Origin of the sequence: Jiangella muralis (assembly GCF_001270745.1) — a bacterium.
Lineage (GTDB): Bacteria > Actinomycetota > Actinomycetes > Jiangellales > Jiangellaceae > Jiangella > Jiangella muralis.
The window spans coordinates 45,401-63,660 of the sequence record NZ_LFXL01000035.1 but is presented as its reverse complement, the minus strand read 5'-3'; the positions used below and the strand labels follow the sequence as shown (position 1 = coordinate 63,660).

General features: G+C 72.6%; 16 protein-coding genes and 1 pseudogene. 10 read left to right on the top strand and 7 right to left on the bottom strand.

Annotated elements, in window-relative coordinates:
- Nucleotides 1-18: 18 nt before the first annotated feature.
- The gene (locus ACW62_RS25935) at nt 19-627 is read right to left on the bottom strand and encodes a dihydrofolate reductase family protein (RefSeq protein WP_053207011.1); all 609 of its coding nucleotides are present in this window, start codon (nt 625-627) and stop codon (nt 19-21) included.
- 213 nt (nt 628-840) lie between these two features.
- On the opposite strand from ACW62_RS25935, the gene ACW62_RS25930 reads away from it, so the two are divergent.
- The 6 genes from ACW62_RS25930 (at nt 841) to ACW62_RS25905 (ending at nt 6,205) form a co-directional block, all read left to right on the top strand.
- Complete coding sequence (locus ACW62_RS25930; protein ID WP_053207010.1) at nt 841-1,152, top strand: metal-sensitive transcriptional regulator; 312 nt, start codon at nt 841-843, stop codon at nt 1,150-1,152.
- 43 nt (nt 1,153-1,195) lie between these two features.
- Nucleotides 1,196-1,405 carry a heavy-metal-associated domain-containing protein gene (locus ACW62_RS25925; RefSeq protein WP_053207009.1) on the top strand — a complete coding sequence of 70 codons (210 nt, stop codon included), beginning with the start codon at nt 1,196-1,198 and terminating at the stop codon, nt 1,403-1,405.
- A 24-nt stretch (nt 1,406-1,429) separates the two neighbouring features.
- The gene (locus ACW62_RS25920; RefSeq protein WP_053207008.1) at nt 1,430-2,356 is read left to right on the top strand and encodes a hypothetical protein; all 927 of its coding nucleotides are present in this window, start codon (nt 1,430-1,432) and stop codon (nt 2,354-2,356) included.
- Nucleotides 2,353-4,569 (top strand): heavy metal translocating P-type ATPase, encoded by a 2,217-nt coding sequence (locus ACW62_RS25915; RefSeq protein ID WP_053207007.1) that lies wholly within the window; start codon nt 2,353-2,355, stop codon nt 4,567-4,569. The genes ACW62_RS25920 and ACW62_RS25915 overlap by 4 nt, the downstream gene beginning before the upstream one ends.
- A gap of 128 nt (nt 4,570-4,697) precedes the next feature.
- Entirely contained in the window at nt 4,698-5,033 is a 336-nt protein-coding gene (locus tag ACW62_RS25910) for a PadR family transcriptional regulator (protein WP_053207006.1), read from the top strand.
- Complete coding sequence (locus tag ACW62_RS25905) at nt 5,030-6,205, top strand: HAAS signaling domain-containing protein (protein ID WP_053207005.1); 1,176 nt, start codon at nt 5,030-5,032, stop codon at nt 6,203-6,205. Before ACW62_RS25910 ends, ACW62_RS25905 begins: the two co-directional genes overlap by 4 nt.
- A 4-nt stretch (nt 6,206-6,209) precedes the next feature.
- Here ACW62_RS25905 and ACW62_RS25900 read toward each other — a convergent pair whose 3' ends face one another.
- Nucleotides 6,210-7,082 (bottom strand): aldehyde dehydrogenase family protein, encoded by an 873-nt coding sequence (locus tag ACW62_RS25900; protein ID WP_053207004.1) that lies wholly within the window; start codon nt 7,080-7,082, stop codon nt 6,210-6,212.
- Nucleotide 7,083: 1 nt separating this feature from the next.
- Entirely contained in the window at nt 7,084-8,526 is a 1,443-nt protein-coding gene (locus ACW62_RS25895; protein ID WP_053207003.1) for an aldehyde dehydrogenase family protein, read from the bottom strand.
- Nucleotides 8,527-8,656: 130 nt separating this feature from the next.
- Here ACW62_RS25895 and ACW62_RS36615 point away from each other — a divergent pair.
- Both ACW62_RS36615 and ACW62_RS25890 read left to right on the top strand, forming a co-directional pair.
- Nucleotides 8,657-9,103 (top strand): annotated as a pseudogene (locus ACW62_RS36615) (adenylate/guanylate cyclase domain-containing protein); the annotation flags it as partial.
- A gap of 118 nt (nt 9,104-9,221) precedes the next feature.
- Complete coding sequence (locus ACW62_RS25890) at nt 9,222-10,745, top strand: sialidase family protein (RefSeq protein ID WP_053207002.1); 1,524 nt, start codon at nt 9,222-9,224, stop codon at nt 10,743-10,745.
- A 7-nt stretch (nt 10,746-10,752) separates the two neighbouring features.
- Here ACW62_RS25890 and deoC read toward each other — a convergent pair whose 3' ends face one another.
- The gene (gene deoC, locus ACW62_RS25885; RefSeq protein WP_053207051.1) at nt 10,753-11,697 is read right to left on the bottom strand and encodes a deoxyribose-phosphate aldolase; all 945 of its coding nucleotides are present in this window, start codon (nt 11,695-11,697) and stop codon (nt 10,753-10,755) included.
- A 67-nt stretch (nt 11,698-11,764) separates the two neighbouring features.
- Between deoC and hisD the strand changes: the two genes are divergently transcribed.
- Both hisD and ACW62_RS25875 read left to right on the top strand, forming a co-directional pair.
- Nucleotides 11,765-13,084: a histidinol dehydrogenase gene (gene hisD / locus ACW62_RS25880; protein WP_083460176.1), complete on the top strand. Its 1,320-nt coding sequence runs from the start codon at nt 11,765-11,767 to the stop codon at nt 13,082-13,084.
- A 5-nt stretch (nt 13,085-13,089) separates the two neighbouring features.
- On the top strand, nt 13,090-14,082 hold the full coding sequence (locus ACW62_RS25875; protein WP_053207001.1) for a LacI family DNA-binding transcriptional regulator: 993 nt from the start codon (nt 13,090-13,092) through the stop codon (nt 14,080-14,082).
- 492 nt (nt 14,083-14,574) lie between these two features.
- Here the strand turns inward: ACW62_RS25875 and ACW62_RS25870 are convergent, their stop codons facing one another.
- The 3 genes from ACW62_RS25870 to ACW62_RS25860 form a co-directional block, all read right to left on the bottom strand.
- The gene (locus ACW62_RS25870; RefSeq protein ID WP_053207049.1) at nt 14,575-15,312 is read right to left on the bottom strand and encodes a phosphotransferase family protein; all 738 of its coding nucleotides are present in this window, start codon (nt 15,310-15,312) and stop codon (nt 14,575-14,577) included.
- Nucleotides 15,313-15,920: 608 nt separating this feature from the next.
- Entirely contained in the window at nt 15,921-16,544 is a 624-nt protein-coding gene (locus ACW62_RS25865) for a DUF1707 SHOCT-like domain-containing protein (RefSeq protein ID WP_053207000.1), read from the bottom strand.
- The gene (locus tag ACW62_RS25860; RefSeq protein ID WP_053206999.1) at nt 16,541-18,211 is read right to left on the bottom strand and encodes a phospho-sugar mutase; all 1,671 of its coding nucleotides are present in this window, start codon (nt 18,209-18,211) and stop codon (nt 16,541-16,543) included. The genes ACW62_RS25865 and ACW62_RS25860 overlap by 4 nt, the downstream gene beginning before the upstream one ends.
- Between the last annotated feature and the right edge of the window lie 49 nt (nt 18,212-18,260).

Below are 18,260 nucleotides of genomic sequence, written 5' to 3'. Positions count from 1 at the left end.
GACGCCCGGCGGCCTGCGTCAGCCGGCGACCGGTGCGTACTGCGGGCGCCCGGCCGGCCGGTAGACCTGGAGCACGACGCCCTTCGGGAAGGTTCGTGACTCCACGAGGTCGAGCGCGTGGTCCGGGCCGGCGTCGGGGAACAGCCGCGTGCCCTCGCCGACGACGACCGGGAACACGAGCAGCTCCAGTTCGTCGACGAGGTCGTTCTCCAGCAGCCAGCGGACCAGGGCGATGCTGCCGTGCACCTGCAGTTCCCCGCCGGGGGCGGCCTTCAGCTCGCGGACGGCGGCCGCATCGGCGACGACGGTCGCGGGGCCCCACCCCGGGTCGGTGAGGGTGGTCGAGGCCACGTACTTGGGCCGCGTGTTGAAGGCCTGGCCGATGGTGCTCTTCACCATGTCGTCGATCGTGCCCCAGGTGCTGGCGAAGAAGTCGTAGGTCCGCCGGCCGAACAGGAACGCGTCGGCCTTCAGGCAGCGCTGTTCGACGTGGGTCGTGGACTCGCTGTCGAACAGCGGCAGCGCCCAGCCGCCGCGTTCGAACCCGGGGTCGAGATCGGGGTGTGCCCCGCCGTTGCCCTGCGCTACGCCGTCGACCGTGACCTGCATGGTGGCCGTCAATTTCATGATCTGGTCCCCCTGTTTCTTCCGTTCGTGCTCAAGCGGTGCCGGACGCCGTGCGGGGCGAGCGAACCACACGCTGGCGTCGCCGCGGCGTCACCCCTCTGCCACGCGGGAGTGGACATACCCTAGGGGGGTAGTGTATGAATATGGCAGACGCCGATACGGCACCTGGGTACCGTGTATAGGAACGGATCGGCGTCGACGCGAGGAGGACTCATGACCGAGACACAGGACGAGGGCCACGCCCCCCATGGCTACATCCACCGCAAGGACGACTACCTCAAGCGGCTCACCCGCATCGAGGGTCAGGCGCGGGGGCTGCAGCGCATGGTGGACGAGGAGAAGTACTGCATCGACATCCTCACGCAGGTCTCGGCCATGACGAAGGCCCTGGAGTCGGTCGCGCTCGGCCTGCTGGAGGAGCACCTGGCCCACTGCGTCGTCGAGGCGGCCCGTCAGGGCGGCGCCGAGGCCGACGTGAAGGTCAAGGAGGCCTCCGACGCCATCGCCCGGCTCGTCCGGTCCTGACTCGCGCCGTCCACGCACCACCGTACCGAGGGAAGGCATCGCCATGACCACCTCCACCTACACCGTCGTCGGCATGACCTGTGACCACTGCGCCGGGTCGGTCCGCGAGGAGCTCGGCCGGCTCGACGGCGTCAGCCAGGTCGACGTCGACCTCGCCACCGGCAACGTCGACGTCACCAGCGCGTCGCCGCTCGGCGCCGACGACGTCAAGGCCGCGGTCGAAGAGGCCGGCTACCAGCTCACCGGGTCCTGAGCCCCTGTCCACGGAGGTAGTGCCATGAACGCGCCGGCCAAACTCGGTGTCTATGCGCTGTGCCTCGCCGGCGCGTTCGGCCTGGCGGCCGCGGTCGGCGGTGTCGTCGGCCCGATCGGCGAGGACGACACCGCGCCCGCCGCGGCCGAGTCGGAGGAGGAGTCCGGCATGGACGGGCACGACGACGAGGCGGGCGAGGAAGAGGAAGGCCACGACGAATCGGCCGAGGCTGCCGAGCACCTGCCCGGGGGCCTGATGGTCTCCGAGAACGGCTACACGTTCGCGCTGGCGGCCGACACCCTGCCCGCCGGGCCGGCCCAGCCGCTCCAGTTCACCATCGACGGTCCCGACGGACCCGTCACCGAGTACGACGTCGAGCACGAGCAGGAACTGCACCTCATCGCCGTCCGCCGCGACTTCACCGGGTACCAGCACGTCCACCCGGTGCGGGCCGACGACGGCACCTGGAGCGTCCCGCTCGACCTCACGTCCGGCGAGTGGAAGCTGTTCGCCGACTTCTCCACCGAGGGTGAGGCCCTGACGCTCGGGACCAGCCTGTCCGTCCCGGGCGACTACCAGCCGGCGGCGCTGCCCCCGGCCAGCACCACCGCGCAGGTCGACGGCTACACCGTCACGCTCGACGGTCACATGGACACCGGGGTCGAGTCGAAGCTGACGCTGTCCGTCAGCCGCGACGGCGTCCCGGTCACCGATCTCGAGCCGTACCTCGGCGCCTACGGCCACCTGGTGGCGCTGCGCGACGGCGACCTCGCCTACCTGCACGTTCACCCCGAGGGCGAGCCCGGCGACGGCGTCACGCCGTCCGGACCGGACGTCTCGTTCTTCGCCACCGCCGCGTCCGCGGCCGACTACCGGCTGTTCTTCGACTTCGAACACGACGGTGTCGTCCGTACCGCGGAGTTCACGATCGCCGCGGAGGATCACCCATGAGCACCGTCGACCTCGAGATCGGCGGCATGACCTGCGCCTCGTGCGCCATGCGCGTCGAGAAGAAGCTCAACAAGCTCGACGGCGTCACGGCCACCGTCAACTACGCGACGGAGAAGGCACGGGTCAGCTACGACGGCGACATCGCCACCGCGGAGCTGATCGGGGCGGTCGAGTCCGCCGGGTACACCGCGCGGCTGCCGCAGCCCGAGCCGTCCGCCGCCGAGGTGGCGGAGGCCGACCCGGTGCGTCCGCTGCGCGACCGGCTGATCCTGTCTGCCGTGCTCAGCGTGCCGGTCATCGTGCTGGCCATGGTGCCGGCCTGGCAGTTCGACTACTGGCAGTGGCTGTCGCTGACGCTGGCCGCGCCGGTCGTGCTGGGCGCCGGGCTGCCGTTCCACAAGGCGGCCTGGACCAACCTGCGGCACGGCAACGCCACCATGGACACCCTCATCTCCATGGGCACGCTGGCCGCGCTCAGCTGGTCGGTGTACGCGCTGTTCTGGGGCACCGCCGGCATGCCCGGCATGAAGCACCCGTTCGAGTTCACCATCTCGCGCGGCGGCGGCGCAGGCGACATCTACCTCGAGGTCGCGGCCGGTGTCACCACGTTCATCCTGGCTGGGCGGTACTTCGAGGCCCGGTCGAAGCGGCGGGCCGGTGCGGCGCTGCGGGCGTTGCTGGAGCTGGGCGCCAAGGAGGTCTCCGTCCTGCGTGACGGCGTCGAGCAGCGCATCCCGGCCGGCGACCTCGCCGTCGGCGACCTGTTCGTCGTCCGGCCGGGGGAGAAGATCGCCACCGACGGCGTCGTCACCGAGGGCGCGTCGGCCGTCGACCGGTCGATGCTGACCGGCGAGTCCGTCCCGGTCGAGGTCGGTGCGGGCGACGAGGTCGCCGGCGCCACCGTCAACGCGCACGGCCGGCTGGTCGTGCGGGCCACCCGGGTCGGCGCCGACACCCAGCTCGCGCAGCTGGCCAAGCTGGTCGAGGACGCGCAGAACGGCAAGGCCGAGGTGCAACGCCTGGCCGACCGCGTCTCCGGCATCTTCGTGCCGATCGTCATCGGGCTGGCCGTCGCCACGCTGGGCTTCTGGCTGGGCACCGGCGGCGGGGCCGCGGCGGCGTTCGCGGCCGGGGTGGCCGTGCTGATCATCGCCTGCCCGTGCGCGCTGGGCCTGGCCACGCCGACGGCGCTGCTGGTCGGCACCGGCCGCGGGGCCCAGCTGGGCATCATCATCAAGGGCCCGCAGGTGCTCGAGTCGACCCGTCGCGTCGACACCGTCGTGCTCGACAAGACCGGCACGGTCACCACCGGCACCATGACGCTGCTCGACGTCGTGCCCGCCGAGGACGAGTCCGCCGACGAACTGCTGCGGCTGGCCGGCGCCCTGGAAGACGCGTCGGAGCACCCGATCGCCAAGGCCGTCGCCGACGGCGCCCGCTCGCGGGCCGGCGCGCTGCCCGCCGTCGAGGACTTCCGCAACATCGAGGGCCTCGGCGTCCAGGGTGTCGTCGACGGGCACGGCGTGCTGGCCGGTCGGCCGCGGCTGCTCGCCGAGTGGTCCGTCCAGCTCCCGCCGTCGCTGCAGGTGGCGATGGAGCGGGCCGAGGCCGCGGGCCGCACCGCCGTCGCCGTCGCATGGGATGGCGCCGCGCGTGGCGTGCTGGTGGTCGCCGACGCCGTCAAGCCGACGTCCGCCGACGCGATCGCCCGGCTGCGCGGCCTGGGGCTGACCCCGATCCTGCTGACCGGCGACAACGAGGCGACGGCGCGGTCCGTCGCGCGTGAGGTGGGCATCGACGAGGTGGTCGCGGAGGTGCTGCCGGCCGACAAGGTCGACGTGGTGAAGCGGCTGCAGAGCGAGGGCAAGGTCGTCGCGATGGTCGGCGACGGTGTCAACGACGCCGCCGCACTGGCCCAGGCCGACCTCGGCCTGGCGATGGGCACCGGCACCGACGTCGCGATCGAGGCGTCCGACCTCACCCTGGTCCGTGGCGACCTCAACGCGGCCGCCGACGCGATCCGGCTGGCCCGGCGCACGCTCTCGACCATCAAGGGCAACCTGTTCTGGGCCTTCGGCTACAACGTCGCGGCGCTGCCGCTGGCCGCGGCCGGACTGCTCAACCCGATGCTGGCGGGCGCGGCCATGGCGTTCTCGTCGGTGTTCGTGGTGTCGAACAGCCTGCGGCTGCGCCGGTTCAAGGCAGCCGCCTGACGCCGGCAACCCCACGCCCATGATCATCAACCTTTTGTGCTGCTCCACCAGCGCAAAAGGTTGATGATCATGGGCGTGGGCGGCGTGTCGCGTGACGCGCAGTACTGCGTCATGCAGAATAGTCCGCCATGGACACCAGTCAGCTCCTCAAGGGTGTGCTCGACCTCGCCGTGCTCGCCGTCCTGCGCGAGGAGGACGGTTACGGCTATGACGTCGTGCGGCGGCTGCGCGCGGCCGGACTGAGCGAGGTCGGTGACGCCTCGGTCTACGGGACGCTCCGGCGGCTCTACCACGCCGGCGCGCTGACCACGTACGTCGTGCCCTCCGAGGAGGGCCCGCACCGCAAGTATTACAGCCTCAACGGCACCGGCCGTGACCTGCTGCGACGCTCGGCCAAGACGTGGCGCGAGTTCGCCGGGGTGCTGACGGAGCTGGTCGACCACGCCACCAAGGAGGCAGCGTGAGCACCACCCGGGCCACCGCCCACCCGGCCGTCGCGACGTACGTCGCCGCGGTCCGCGACGAGCTCGGCGACCTGCCGGCGGACGAGCTCGCGGAGATCGCCGAGGACGTCCGCGACCACCTCGACGACGTCGCGGCCGAGTACGGCGACGACGTCACGATCGGCGTGCTGATCGACCGGCTGGGCGCGCCGGCGGCGTACGCGGCCGAGTTGCGCGCCGCGGCCGGATTGCCGCAACCCGAGCCGGAGCCGAGCGGCGAGCGGACCGGCTTCATCCGGCGGCTGGTCCGGTTCGTGGTCGCCTTCTTCGGCTGGAGCGCCGTCGGGCTGGCCGCGCTCGCGTTCGTCGACACCGTGTTCGAGCTGAGCGGCTCGCCCGGGACCTTCGCGGTCCCGGCGCTGATCTCGGCCGTGCTCGCCGTCGCGGGGGCGTTGCTGCTGGTCATCGGCCGTCAGGACGCCGTGGCCGAGCTGCGGAGACTGCCGACGGCGCCGCTGCTGGCGCAGGTCGAGGAGTGGGTGCGCAGCATGCCGTGGGGACGGCCGGCGATCGAGCTGGTCACGTCGCTGCGCCCGGCCTGGTGGGTCGCGCGGGCCGTCGCGCTGGGGATGATCACCGCCCTCGTGGCGGGCAGCGTGGCGTTCGGCATGGCGGTGTTCCTGGTGGCGACGGTCGCCTCGGTGTGGCTGGGCCGGCGGGCCGCGGCCCGGCAGATCCGCGGGCCGCGGCTGGTCGCGGTGCAGGCGGTCAACGCCGCGCTGGCGATCGGCGGCCTGGTGGTGGCCGGCGTGGCGTTCGAGGCCGCCACCGGCTCCCACGTGCAGTACGTCGACGGTGGCTACGACGATCCGGGCTTCTACGACCAGGAGGGCGCCCAGGTCACCAACATCTTCCCGTACGGCGCCGACGGCGCGCTGCTGGAGAACGTCCGGCTCTATGACCAGGACGGCAACCCGATCGACCTCGGCTGGCAGGAGGACTGCTACGACGGCGCCTACGACGAGCAGTCGTTCACCGCCGCCAACGCCTGGGGCGACCACGTCTTCCCGCGGCTGACGGTGGGGGTGTCGCCGGACGGCCGGTGCGAGCAGGCGATGCTGGATGCGCCGTTCGGCCCGCAGTTGCCGGGCCCGGTGACGGTGCCGCCGGGCGACCCCGACGCGCTGAAGTGACGGGTCAGACGCCGACCGGGTGCCAGACGGTCTTCGTCTCCAGGTAGGCGGTGATGCGCTCGAGGCCGGGCTCGGCGATCCAGTCGGGCTCGGCCTCCGGCGCGCGCACCACCCGCTTGAGGTTGTCGGCCGCGGCCAGCTCCAGGGCGCTCGCCCGCTCGGCATCGCCCGCGGCGCCGGCGAGGTCGACGGCGTTGACGTCCATGTGCGCGGCCAGGATCGGCGCGGTGTCGGCGAGCGTCCCCGTCAGGATGTTGACCACACCGCCGGGCACGTCGGACGTCGCCAGCACCTCGGACAGCGTGATGGCGGGCAGCGGCCGCTCCGCCGACGCCGTCAGCACCGCCGTGTTGCCGCCGACGATGACCGGCGCCAGCACCGAGACCAGCCCCAGCAGCGACGAGCGCTGCGGCGCCAGCACGGCGACCACGCCGGTCGGCTCGGGCACGGAGAAGTCGAAGTACGGCCCGGCGACCGGGTTGCTCGACCCGACCACCTGGGCGATCTTGTCGGCCCACCCGGCGTACCAGACCCAGCGGTCGATGGCCTCGTCGACGAGCGACACGGCCTTCGCGCGGGCCACGCCCTCGCCGGCCGCCACCTCGTCGACGAACTGGGCGTGCCGGCCCTCCATGACCTCGGCGACGCGGTACAGCACCTGGCCGCGGTTGTACGCCGTCGCCCCGGACCACCCGCCGACCGCCTTGCGGGCGGCGACGACGGCGTCGCGGGCGTCCTTGCGCGAGGCCCAGGCCGCGTTGGCGAGGAACCGGCCCTTGGCGTCGGTGACCTCGTAGGACCGGCCGGACTCCGAGCGCGGGAACTTGCCGCCGACGTACAGCTTGTAGGTCTTCTTCACCGCGAGGCGCTCGGCCACGTCATCCCTCCGTCTTCAGGTAGGCCAGCAGGCCGTGCCGGCCGCCCTCGCGGCCGTAGCCCGACTCCTTGTAGCCGCCGAACGGCGACGTCGGGTCGAACCGGTTGAACGTGTTGGCCCAGACGACGCCGGCCCGCAGCTGCTGCGCCATCCACAGGATGCGCGAGCCCTTGTCCGTCCACACGCCAGCGGACAGGCCGAACGGCGTGTTGTTGGCCTTCTCGACCGCCTCGGCCGGGGTGCGGAACGTCAGCACCGACAGGACCGGGCCGAAGATCTCCTCGCGGGCGATGCGGTGCGCCTGGGTGACGCCGGTGAACAGCGTCGGCGGGAACCAGAAGCCGCGCTCGGGCAGCTCGCACTCAGGCGACCAGCGCTCGGCCCCTTCGGCCTCGCCGACCTCGGACAGCTCGCGGATGCGGGCCAGTTGCTCGGCGGAGTTGATGGCGCCGATGTCGGTGTTCTTGTCGAGCGGGTCGCCGACGCGCAGCGTGCCGAGCCGCCGCTTCAGCCGGCCCAGGACGTCGTCGTACACCGACTCCTGCACCAGCAGCCGCGAGCCCGCGCAGCACACGTGCCCCTGGTTGAAGAAGATGCCGTTGACGATCCCTTCGACGGCCTGGTCGACGGGCGCGTCGTCGAACACGATGTTCGCGGCCTTGCCGCCCAGCTCGAGCGTCGCCTTCTTGGCGGTGCCGGCGACGCTGCGGGCGATCTGCTTGCCGACCTCGGTGGACCCGGTGAACGCGACCTTGTCGACGCCCGGGTGCTCGACCAGCGCGCGGCCGGTGTCGCCGGCGCCGGTGAGGATGTTGACGACACCCGGCGGGAGGTCGGCCTGCTGGCAGATCTCGGCGAACAGCAGCGCCGTCAGCGGCGTGGTCTCGGCCGGCTTGAGCACGACGGTGTTGCCGGCGGCCAGCGCGGGCGCGATCTTCCACGACAGCATGAGCAGCGGGAAGTTCCACGGGATGACCTGGGCGGCGACGCCGTACGGCTTCGGGCCGGGCCCGGCGCCGGCCCACGCCAGCTTGTCGGCCCAACCGGCGTAGTAGAAGAAGTGCGCCGCGACCAGCGGGATGTCGACGTCGCGCGACTCGCGGATGGGCTTGCCGTTGTCGATGGACTCGAGGACGGCGAGCTCGCGGGCGCGTTCCTGGATGATGCGGGCGATGCGGAACAGGTACTTGCCGCGGTCGCGCCCGGAGAGCTTCGACCAGGTGCGCTCGTAGGCGCGGCGGGCCGCCTGGACGGCGCGGTCGACGTCTTCGGCGCCGGCCGACGCGATCTCGGCCAGCACCTCCTCGGTGGCCGGGTTGACCGACTTGAACGTCGAGCCGTCGACGGGCTCGGCGAACTCGCCGTTGACGAACAGCCCGTACGAGCTCTTGATGTCGACGATGGCCCGCGACTCCGGCGCGGGCGCGTACTCGAACTTCGTCATGGCGATCAGTCCAGCGTCACGTAGATGTCCGTCACGTTTCCCAGCGTAGACGCTCGGGACGCCTGCCAGGGCTGCCGGTGGCGGCGCTGATCCCGCTGGTGTACCTCGTGGTGTCGGCCGGTTCGCTGGCGTGGTTCGCGGAACCCGGCGCTTCGTCCCGTTCCGTACCGTCCAGCTGGCTGCCGTTCGCCCTGCAGTGGTCGCTCGGCGGTTCGCCGCGTCGGGCGCCGTCTGCTTCACGCCGCTGTCGGCGGCACTGCCGCCGGAAGAGGTGGTGCGACTCCTCGACGGCGTCTTCACCGCCTTCGACCGGCTGGCCGACGAGCACGGACTGGAGAAGATCAAGACGATCGGCGACGCTGACATGGTGGCCTGCGGCGTACCGGTTCCGCGTGACGATTGCGAGGCCGTCGCGGAGATGGCGCTGGCGATGCTGCGCGAGTGCGAGCGTCGTGGGCCCGGCCCGGACGGCCTGCGGTTCCGGATCGGCATGGACACCGGACCCGTGGTGGCCGGCGTCATCGGCCGGCGCAAGTTCATCTACGACCTGTGGGGCGACACCGTCAACACCGCGAGCCGGATGGAGAGCCATGGCCTGCCGGGCGCGATCGTGATGTCCGTACCGGTGCTTGCGCGGGCCCGGCCGCGGTGCCAGCGTCGAGAGCCGTGTGAATCGACCTCGGGGGGCGAGTTCCATGCCCAGTCGGCGAGCTGTCACGTTCATCGCGGGTGCCGGACTCATCGTGGCCGGCGCGATCCCGGCGATCGCCGGGCCGCTGGTCACCGGGCCGCTGGTCCAGGTGTCGGGGACGAGTCCGTTCCTGGACTGCACCGCCGACGCCGTCGGCGGCCAGTCGGGGACGGTGTACCTCAACAGCGAGGTGGAGCCCTGGATCGACGTGAATCCGGCCGACCCGGCCAACGTAGCCGGGATCTGGCAGGCCGACCGCTGGTCCAACGGCGGTGCCCGCGGCCTGGTGGCCGGGGTCAGTCAGGACGGCGGCAGCACCTGGGCGGAGGTGACGATCCCAGGCATCACGCTGTGCTCCGGCGGGACGTACGACCGCGCGACCGACCCGTGGGTGTCGTTCGGCCCCGACGGACGGCTGCACCAGCTGGCGCTGTCCTTCAACGACGTCGCGCCTCCGTTCGAGCCGCGTGACTTCGACCACGCGCTGCTGGCCAGCTGGTCCGACGACGGAGGCCTGACCTGGAGCGACCCGGTCGAGGTGATCCGCGACCTGGACGCCAACGTCTTCAACGACAAGCAGACGATCACTGCCGATCCCACCGACCCGGATCTCGTGTACGCCGTCTGGGACCGGCTGGTCTTCCCGGGCAGCGAGCGCGCCAACGTGATCGCCGGCTTCGTCACCCAGGCGTTCACCGGACCGGCATGGTTCGCCCGCAGCACCGACGGCGGAGTGACGTGGGAGGCGCCGAAGGAGATCTACGACCCGGGCATGCGCGACCAGACCATCGGCAACCAGATCGTGGTCCTGCCCGACGGCACGTTGGTGGACATCTTCAACGAGATCCGCAACGACAACAGCGGCGGCCACCGCGGCAGCAACGTGGCCGTCATGATCTCCGACGACCAAGGCGTCACCTGGTCCGAGCGGATCTTCGTGAGCCGGCTGGGCACCATCGAGGTCACCGACCCGGACACCGGCGACCCCATCCGGACCGGCGATATCATCCCCGAGGTCGCGGTCGACCGTGACAGCGGTGCGCTGTACGCCGTCTGGCAGGACGCGCGCTTCAGCGGCGGTCAGTTCGACAGCGTCGCCTTCTCACAGTCGCTCGACGGCGGGCTCACCTGGTCCGAGCCGATCAAGGTGAACCTGACGCCTGGCACCGTTCCGCCCGGCAACCAGCAGGCGTTCACGGCGTCGGTGCACGTGGCGGACGACGGGACGATCGGCGTGACGTACTACGACTTCCGCAACAACACGCCGTCGACCACAACGCTGCCCACCGACTACTGGCTGGCGCACTGCCACCCGATGACGCCGACGAGCTGCGCCGACGCGGCGAACTGGGCCGACGAGGTGCGCCTCACGAACACGCCGTTCGACATGCGGCTGGCGCCGTTCGCGCTCGGGTTCTTCACCGGCGATTACGAGGGCCTGTCGAACATCGGGACGGACTTCGCGGCGTTCTTCTCCCAGTCGCACGGCACCGACCCGGCCAGTACGTTCTTCCGGACGGCCGGGTGAGTGGAGGTCAGTCGAGGGTGAAGTAGTCGGGGCCCGCGTAGCGGCCGGTGGTGAGCTTCTGCCGTTGCATGAGCAGGTCGTTGAGCAGGCTCGACGCGCCCAGCCGGAACCAGTCGGGGTCGAGCCAGTCGTCGCCCGCGGTCTCGTTGACCAGCACCAGGTACTTGATGGCGTCCTTGCTGGTGCGGATGCCGCCGGCCGGCTTGACGCCGACCTGGCGGCCGGTGGCCTCGCGGAAGTCGCGGACCGCCTCGAGCATGACCAGCGTGACGGGCAGCGTGGCGGCCGGCGCGACCTTGCCGGTGCTGGTCTTGATGAAGTCGCCGCCGGCCAGCATGGCCAGCCAGGACGCGCGGCGAACGTTGTCGTAGGTGGCCAGCTCGCCGGTCTCGAGGATGACCTTGAGGTGGGCGTCGCCGGCGGCCTGCTTGACCGCGACGATCTCGTCGAACACCGCGCCGTAGTGGCCGGCCAGGAACGCGCCGCGGTCGATGACCATGTCGACCTCGTCGGCGCCGGCCGCGACCGCGTCGCGGGTGTCGGCCTCTTTGACCGCCAGGCTGGTGCGTCCGGACGGGAACCCGGTGGCGACGCTGGCCACCTTCACGTCCGAGCCGGCCAGGGCCTCTTTCGCCGTGGCGACGAGGTCGGGGTAGACGCAGATGGCCGCGACCTGCGGGACCGTGCGGTCGGACGGGTCGGGGCGCAGCGCCTTGGCGCACAGCGCCCGCACCTTGCCCGGAGTGTCCTGGCCCTCCAGCGTGGTGAGGTCGATCATCGAGATGGCGAGGTCGATGGCGTACTGCTTGGCCGTGGTCTTGATGGACCGCGTGGCCAGCGTGGCCGCCCGGGCCTCGGCGCCGGTTTGGTCGACCCCCGGCAGGCCGTGCAGGAAGCGGCGCAACGACGCCTCGGAGGAGGCGATGTCGGACAGCCGCGCGTCGTCGAGCATGGTCACACCTCGGAGTCTAGGCGCTCGGATCGACTCCGTGCGGCGGGCGGGTGTATACGTATACATCATGAAGACGCTCAAGGACCGCTCCGCCGCCGTGGATCGCAGGGCCGAAGCCGCCGCCGTCACGGCGACCGTCGCTAGCATGCTGGCCGAGATCGAGGCCGGTGGCGACGCCGCCGTCCGCACGTACTCCGAGCAGCTGGACTCCTGGTCGCCGCCGTCGTTCCGGCTGACCGAGGACGAGATCGAGCGGATCGTCGCGACGGTGCCCGAGCAGGCGCTCGAGGACATCCGGTTCGCGCAGGCGCAGGTGCGCGGGTTCGCCGAACGCCAGCTGGCGTCGCTGCACGAGTTCGAGGTCGAGACGCTGCCGGGGGTGCGCCTCGGGCAGAAGCACCTGCCGATCGCGTCCGTCGGCGCCTACATCCCGGGCGGGCGCTACCCGCTGACCGCGTCGGCGCACATGACGATCGTGACGGCGAAGGTGGCCGGCGTGCCGCGGGTGGCGGCCTGCACGCCGCCGATCCGCGGCGAGATCCCGGCCGCGACGATCGCGGCGATGTCGCTGGCCGGCGCCGACGAGATCTACCTGCTCGGCGGCGTCCAGGCCGTCGGCACGCTGGCGCTGGGCACCGAGACCGTTCCGCGCGTCGACCTCATCGCCGGGCCGGGCAACGCCTACGTCGCCGAGGCGAAGAAGCAGCTCTACGGCCGGGTCGGGCTGGACCTGTTCGCCGGGCCGACGGAGATCCTGGTGCTGGCCGACGAGACCGCCGACCCGTTCGCCGTCGCCGTCGACCTGCTGTCGCAGGCCGAGCACGGGCCCGACTCGCCCGCCGTCCTCATCACGACGAGCGAGGCGCTGGCCCGCGCGGCGATGGCGCACGTGGAGGAGATCCTGCCCGGCATGCCGACGAAGGACATGGCCGAGCCGGCCTGGCGCGACCACGGCGAGGTGCACGTCGCCTCCTCGCTGGACGAGGCGTACGCGCTCGTCGACGAGCGGGCGTTCGAGCACGTGGAGGTGCTGACGGCGGACCCGCGGGCGGCGCTGGGCCGGCTGCGCAACTACGGCAGCCTGTTCCTCGGGTCGCTGACGACGGTGTCGTACGGCGACAAGGTGATCGGCACCAACCACGTGCTGCCGACGCGCGGCGCGGCCCGCTACACCGGCGGGCTGTGGGTCGGGAAGTACCTCAAGACCGTCACGTACCAGGAGATCACCGATCCGGCGTCCAGCGCGCTGCTCGGCGAGGTCTGCGGCCGCGCGTCGCGGGTCGAGCTGTTCGAGGGGCACGCCCGCTCCGGCGACATCCGCGCGGCGGCGCACACCGGCGCGTCGCTGGAGTGGACCGACCACGCCTTCGGGGGCGTGCGAGACTGACCGGTATGGCGAGACCGGCCGACCGCGGACGCCCGCCGACCAGCGTCGACATCGCGCGGGCGGCGGGCACGTCGCAGGCGACGGTGTCGCGGGCGCTCAACGGCGGGCGCGTCGCGGCGGCCACCCGCGACCGCATCCTGGCGATCAGCCGCGAGCTCGGCTACACCCCCAACGCGGCCGCCCGGTCGATGGTGACCAGCCGGACGGGGCTGATCGGCGTCGTCGTCTCGGACCTCACCAACCCGTTCTACCCGGAGTTCCTGGAAGAGATCGCCGCCTGCCTCGGCGCCCGGCGCCAGCACATGGTGCTGCAGAACGCCGGGGAGTCGGTCGAGCTGCTGCTGCAGCAACGCGTCGACGGGATCGTGTTCACCGCCGCGGTCGAGGGGTCCACGGCGGTGGCGGACCTGGTGGCGCGCCGGTTCCCGGTGGTGCTGGCGAACCGGGTCCTCGACGCCGCCTGCGACACCGTCGAGGGCGACCACCCGGCCGGCGCCGCCGCCGTCGTCGACCACCTGGCCGGGCTGGGGCACCGGCGGCTCGCGGTGCTGGCCGGGCTGCCCGGCGCGAGCACGTCGGCGCGGCGGCTGGCCGGGATCCGGACCCGGCTGGCTGCGCTCGGCCTGCCGGCGCCGTCCGTCGTCGACACCGGGTTCGACTACTCCCGCGCCTTTTCGGTCGCGACGGCGCTGCTGACCGGGTCGCGGCCTCCGACGGCGATCGTCGGGCTGAACGACCAGGTCGCGTTCGCCGCCCTCAATGCGGCCGCCGCCCTGGGCGTCGCGGTGCCGTCGCAGCTGTCCGTCGCCGGCTTCGACGACGTCCGCCAGGCGTCCTGGCCCACCCTAGGGCTGACGACGGTGCGCCAGCCGCAGGCCGCGATGGCCGCCCGCTCCGTCGCGCTGCTGAACGAGCGCATCGACGACCCCGCGCTGCCGCCGCGGCACGAGGTATTGCCGGCCGAACTCGTCGTCCGTACGACGACCGGCCCGGCCTAGCCTCGCTTGGTCTCCGAAACTCCGACACTCGAACCGAGTTCGAGCGAGCGTCGGGTGGCTGGTCCCGCTGCGTAGGTGCAGACGCAAGGGTCTGACCGGCCACGTTGGGTGGCACGGCCCGGCGCAGCGATCTCACATCGATCCCCGCATCGTTGGGCCGCGGCGATTGTGCGCCGCCTGGCGCGCCGCTGGGTGGGATCGCTGTGTTGCTGGGTGGCGTCGCTGTTGCCAGGGCAACAGTGATCCGCCCCACCCGGCGCAGCGGCTCCACACGGTGGGGTGGGGATCGTGCGCTTCAAGCGGACCCATGGGGCGCTTCGCGCGTTGGGTGTCCGCTTGACCCGCGGCCCCGCGGCACCTATCAGTGGGACGGGGGCAGTCTGGGCACACCTCGATGCCCGCCGCCGTCTTCGATAGCGAGAACCGTCCGAACGGCCCCTCGAAGACGACTCCCGCCATCGAAGACGTCGGTGGGAGTCGAGGACGGCCAATTCACATCCGTGCGCGCAGCACGTCGATCTCGCCGCCGGGCACCGCCGGGTCGAAGCCGTGCTGGATCAGCCAGCGGATGTTCAGCAGGCTGCGCATCGACCACCACGCGCGGACGACGTCGAGGTCGACGTCCTTGCCGTAGCCCTCGACGACGTCGCCGAGGTGTTCCTCGTGGCCGAGCGTCAGGCTGGCGAGATCGCACAGGGGGTCGCCGCGGCCCGCCTCGGACCAGTCCAGCACGCCGGTGACCTCGTCGCCGTCGACGAACACGTGGGTGATCTGGAAGTCGCCGTGCGCGAACACCGGCGTCCACGGCCGGAGCGCGGCCTCGGCGACCTGGCGGTTGCGCTTGACCAGGTCGGCGGGGAGGCCGCCGGTCGTGACCAGCCACTCGCACTCGGCGTCGAGGTTCGCCGCGGCCTTCTCGGGGGTCCGGCCGGGCCACGGCGGCAGCGGCGCGTCGTGCAGCTTCCGGGCGGCGGCGCCGGTCGCGGCCCACGCCGCCGGCGACGCGGGCGACGGCTCGCCGAGGCGGCCGAGCTCCGTCCCCGGCAGGGCGGCGAGCGCCAGTACGGGCGGTTGGTGCCACAGCATCCGCGGCGTCGGGATGGGCGCCAGGGCCATCGCCTCGACCTCGACGTCGGTGCGCCCCCGCTCGGCGTCGATCTTCAAGAACACGTCACCCACGCGTAGCGTCGCCCGCTCCTGATGCGCGACAACGATCTCGATCTCGTCCACGCCGGCCATTCTCGAAGCCCGCTCGCCGGCGTCGCAACGGGTTTGCCGCGAGCACGGATCGCCGCGTGCACCGGGTGCCGCGTGCGCCGGGTGGTACGTAGACCCCGCCCGGCCCGGGTGGGGCCCACCCTAGGGGCGGGCACCGACAGACTCGCCGACGCGGCTGGGGTGGCTGAGGTGGTCGACGCGGCTACACGTGCTGCGGCGCACCCGCACCGCCTGAGGGGCCGCCCTGGATGAGAGCCATGATCATGGCGCTGTTTGTGCTGCTCTGGCGACACAAATAGCGCCATGCTCATCGGTGTGCACGTCGTCGCGTGCTACGGCAGACCCCGCCCGGCCCGGGTGGGGCCCACCCTACGGGCGGGCGCCGACACACTCGCCGAAGCAGCCGAAGCAGCCGAAGCAGCCGAAGCAGCCGAAGCAGCCGAAGCAGCCGAAGCAGCCGAAGCAGCCCGAAGCAGCCGAAGCAGCCGAAGCAGCCGAAGCAGCCCGAAGCAGCCGAAGCAGCCGAAGCAGCCGAAGCAGCAGCCCGAAGCAGCGGACGCAGCCGACGCAGCCACGCAGCCGGCGTGGGCGAGGCCCTGCGGAGGCTGGGGCCAGCCGGGCTAGGAGCGGCCCGACGGGTCGACGCGGAGGCTGCCGCCGAACATGGTGCCGGTCACGGTGATCACGTGAGTCACCGCGCCCGGAACGGCCTGCCGGGAGGCGTGGTCGCGGACCCGGCTGCCGGTCGCCGAGACCCCGCTCAGGTCCACCGCGACGTCCGGTGGCACCGTCAGCCGCAGCCGGGTGCCCGACGTCGAGATGCGCAGCGCGCTCCGCCCGCCCTCCGGCAGCCGCGCCACCGTGTAGTCCAGCCGGGCCGAGCCGCCGATCACGCCGAGCTCGATGACCCGCGGCACCGTCCAGGCGCCCTCGCGGCGGAACCGCTGACCGGCCGCCTGCCACCGCACCACCTCGTCCGCCGCGCCCGCAACCTCGGCCGACGCCGACGCCGACGCCAACGCGTCGGGCACGGCCGGCGGGGCGGGTGCCGCCACCGGCAGGTCCTCCGTCAGCGGCTCCAGGTCGGCGAAGGTGCGCGCGTTGAGCGCCCGCTCGACCCGTTCCTCCAGTTCGGACGTGTCCAGCCGCCCGTCGGCCGCCGCGTCGCGCAGGATCTCGACCATCCGGTCGCGGTCGGCGTGCGAGACCCGCAGCAGGCGGGGGTCGGGCTCGTCGGTGCTCATGACGGCAGCCCGAGAGCCGCACCGACGTCGGCGCGGACGGCGGCCAGCCGGTCCCGGGCAGCCACCCGCGCGGCCGCCACGTCGCTGCCATCGACCGGGACCACGACCTCGAGGTAGCACTTGAGCTTCGGTTCGGTGCCGCTCGGCCGGACGACGACGCGGGTGGCGTCCGCGGTCAGGTAGCGCAGGCCGTCGGTCGGCGGCAGCCCGCCGTCGGTCAGCAGGTCGTCCGCGGTCACCACCGCCGAGCCGCCCAGCGAGGACGGCGGCGCCGAGCGCAGCCGGGCCATCGCGGCGGCGATCAGCGACAGGTCCTCGACGCGGACGGAGAGCTGGTCGGTGGCGTGCAGGCCGTGCGCCACCGCGAGGTCGTCGAGCACGTCCCACAAGGTGCGCCGCGCCGCCGCCGTCGAAGCGGCCAGCTCGGCCACCAGCACCGCCGTCGAGATGCCGTCCTTGTCGCGCACCGACTCGGGGTCGACGCAGTAGCCGAGCGCCTCCTCGTAGCCGTAGGTCAGGCCGGGCACCCGCGAGATCCACTTGAACCCGGTCAGCGTCTCGGCGTGCGGCAGCCCGTGCGCCGCGGCGATGCGCCCGAGCAGCCGCGACGACACGATCGAGTTGGCCAGCACGCCGGTGCGCCCGCGCTCCGCGAGGTGCGAGCCGAGCAGCGCGCCGACCTCGTCGCCGTGCAGCATCCGCCACCCGTCCGCCGACGGCAGCGCGACGGCGCACCGGTCGGCGTCCGGGTCGTTCGCGATGACGATGTCCGCCTCGACGCGCCGCGCCAGGGCGAGCGCGAGGTCGATGGCGCCCGGCTCCTCCGGGTTGGGGAACGCGACGGTGGGGAAGTCGGGGTCCGGCTCGGCCTGCTCGGCGACGGTGTGCAGGTCGGTGAAGCCGGCCCGGATCAGCGCCTCGCCGGCGGTGACACCGCCGACGCCGTGCAGCGACGTGTGCACGATGCGCAGGTCGCGCGGCCCGTCGTCGGCGGCCACCCCGGCGGCGGAGGCCAGGTACGCCGTCACGACGTCCTCGCCGATCTCCGCCCAGCCGTCCGCGGCCCGCGGCACCGACGCGACGGACCGGACGGCGTCGATGTGTGCGGCGATCTCGGCGTCGGCCGGTGCGACCAGCTGCGAACCGCCGTCGGGACCGCCGAGGTACACCTTGTAGCCGTTGTCCTGCGGCGGGTTGTGGCTGGCCGTCACCATGACCCCGGCGTCGGCGGACAGCCGCCGCACCGAGAACGCCAGCACCGGCGTCGGCAGCAGCCGCGGCAGCACCAGCGCCTCGATGCCGGCCGCGGTCAGCACGGCGGCGGTGTCGGTGGCGAAGTCGAAGGAGCGGTACCGGGCGTCGTAGCCGATGACGACGCGGTGCCGGGTGCCGTTCACCGGGGTGCGGGCCGCGAGCAGGAACGCGGCCAGCCCCGCGGCGGCGCGGATGACGACGGCGCGGTTCATCCGATTCGGGCCCGCGCCGATGGCGCCGCGCAGCCCGGCCGTACCGAACTGCAGGATGCCGGCGAACCGGTCGGCGAGATCCGCGGTCGCGGCATCGTCGCCGGTCGCGGCGGCGTCGAGCACCGCTTGCAGCTCCGCCCGGGTGGCCGGGTCGGGGTCGTCGGCCAGCCAGGCACGGGCCTGCTCGAGCACGTCGGTCATCGCACAATTTTCCCTTCTCGCGGGGCGGGGCTCCCCTTCTCACGGGGCG

Coding starts and splice junctions, on each gene's coding strand:
- ACW62_RS25935 (WP_053207011.1), bottom strand. CDS start 627: ATGAAATTGACGGCCACCATGCAGGTCACGGTCGACGGCGTAGCGCAG.
- ACW62_RS25930 (WP_053207010.1), top strand. CDS start 841: ATGACCGAGACACAGGACGAGGGCCACGCCCCCCATGGCTACATCCAC.
- ACW62_RS25925 (WP_053207009.1), top strand. CDS start 1,196: ATGACCACCTCCACCTACACCGTCGTCGGCATGACCTGTGACCACTGC.
- ACW62_RS25920 (WP_053207008.1), top strand. CDS start 1,430: ATGAACGCGCCGGCCAAACTCGGTGTCTATGCGCTGTGCCTCGCCGGC.
- ACW62_RS25915 (WP_053207007.1), top strand. CDS start 2,353: ATGAGCACCGTCGACCTCGAGATCGGCGGCATGACCTGCGCCTCGTGC.
- ACW62_RS25910 (WP_053207006.1), top strand. CDS start 4,698: ATGGACACCAGTCAGCTCCTCAAGGGTGTGCTCGACCTCGCCGTGCTC.
- ACW62_RS25895 (WP_053207003.1), bottom strand. CDS start 8,526: ATGACGAAGTTCGAGTACGCGCCCGCGCCGGAGTCGCGGGCCATCGTC.
- ACW62_RS25890 (WP_053207002.1), top strand. CDS start 9,222: ATGCCCAGTCGGCGAGCTGTCACGTTCATCGCGGGTGCCGGACTCATC.
- deoC (WP_053207051.1), bottom strand. CDS start 11,697: ATGCTCGACGACGCGCGGCTGTCCGACATCGCCTCCTCCGAGGCGTCG.
- hisD (WP_083460176.1), top strand. CDS start 11,765: ATGAAGACGCTCAAGGACCGCTCCGCCGCCGTGGATCGCAGGGCCGAA.
- ACW62_RS25875 (WP_053207001.1), top strand. CDS start 13,090: ATGGCGAGACCGGCCGACCGCGGACGCCCGCCGACCAGCGTCGACATC.
- ACW62_RS25865 (WP_053207000.1), bottom strand. CDS start 16,544: ATGAGCACCGACGAGCCCGACCCCCGCCTGCTGCGGGTCTCGCACGCC.
- ACW62_RS25860 (WP_053206999.1), bottom strand. CDS start 18,211: ATGACCGACGTGCTCGAGCAGGCCCGTGCCTGGCTGGCCGACGACCCC.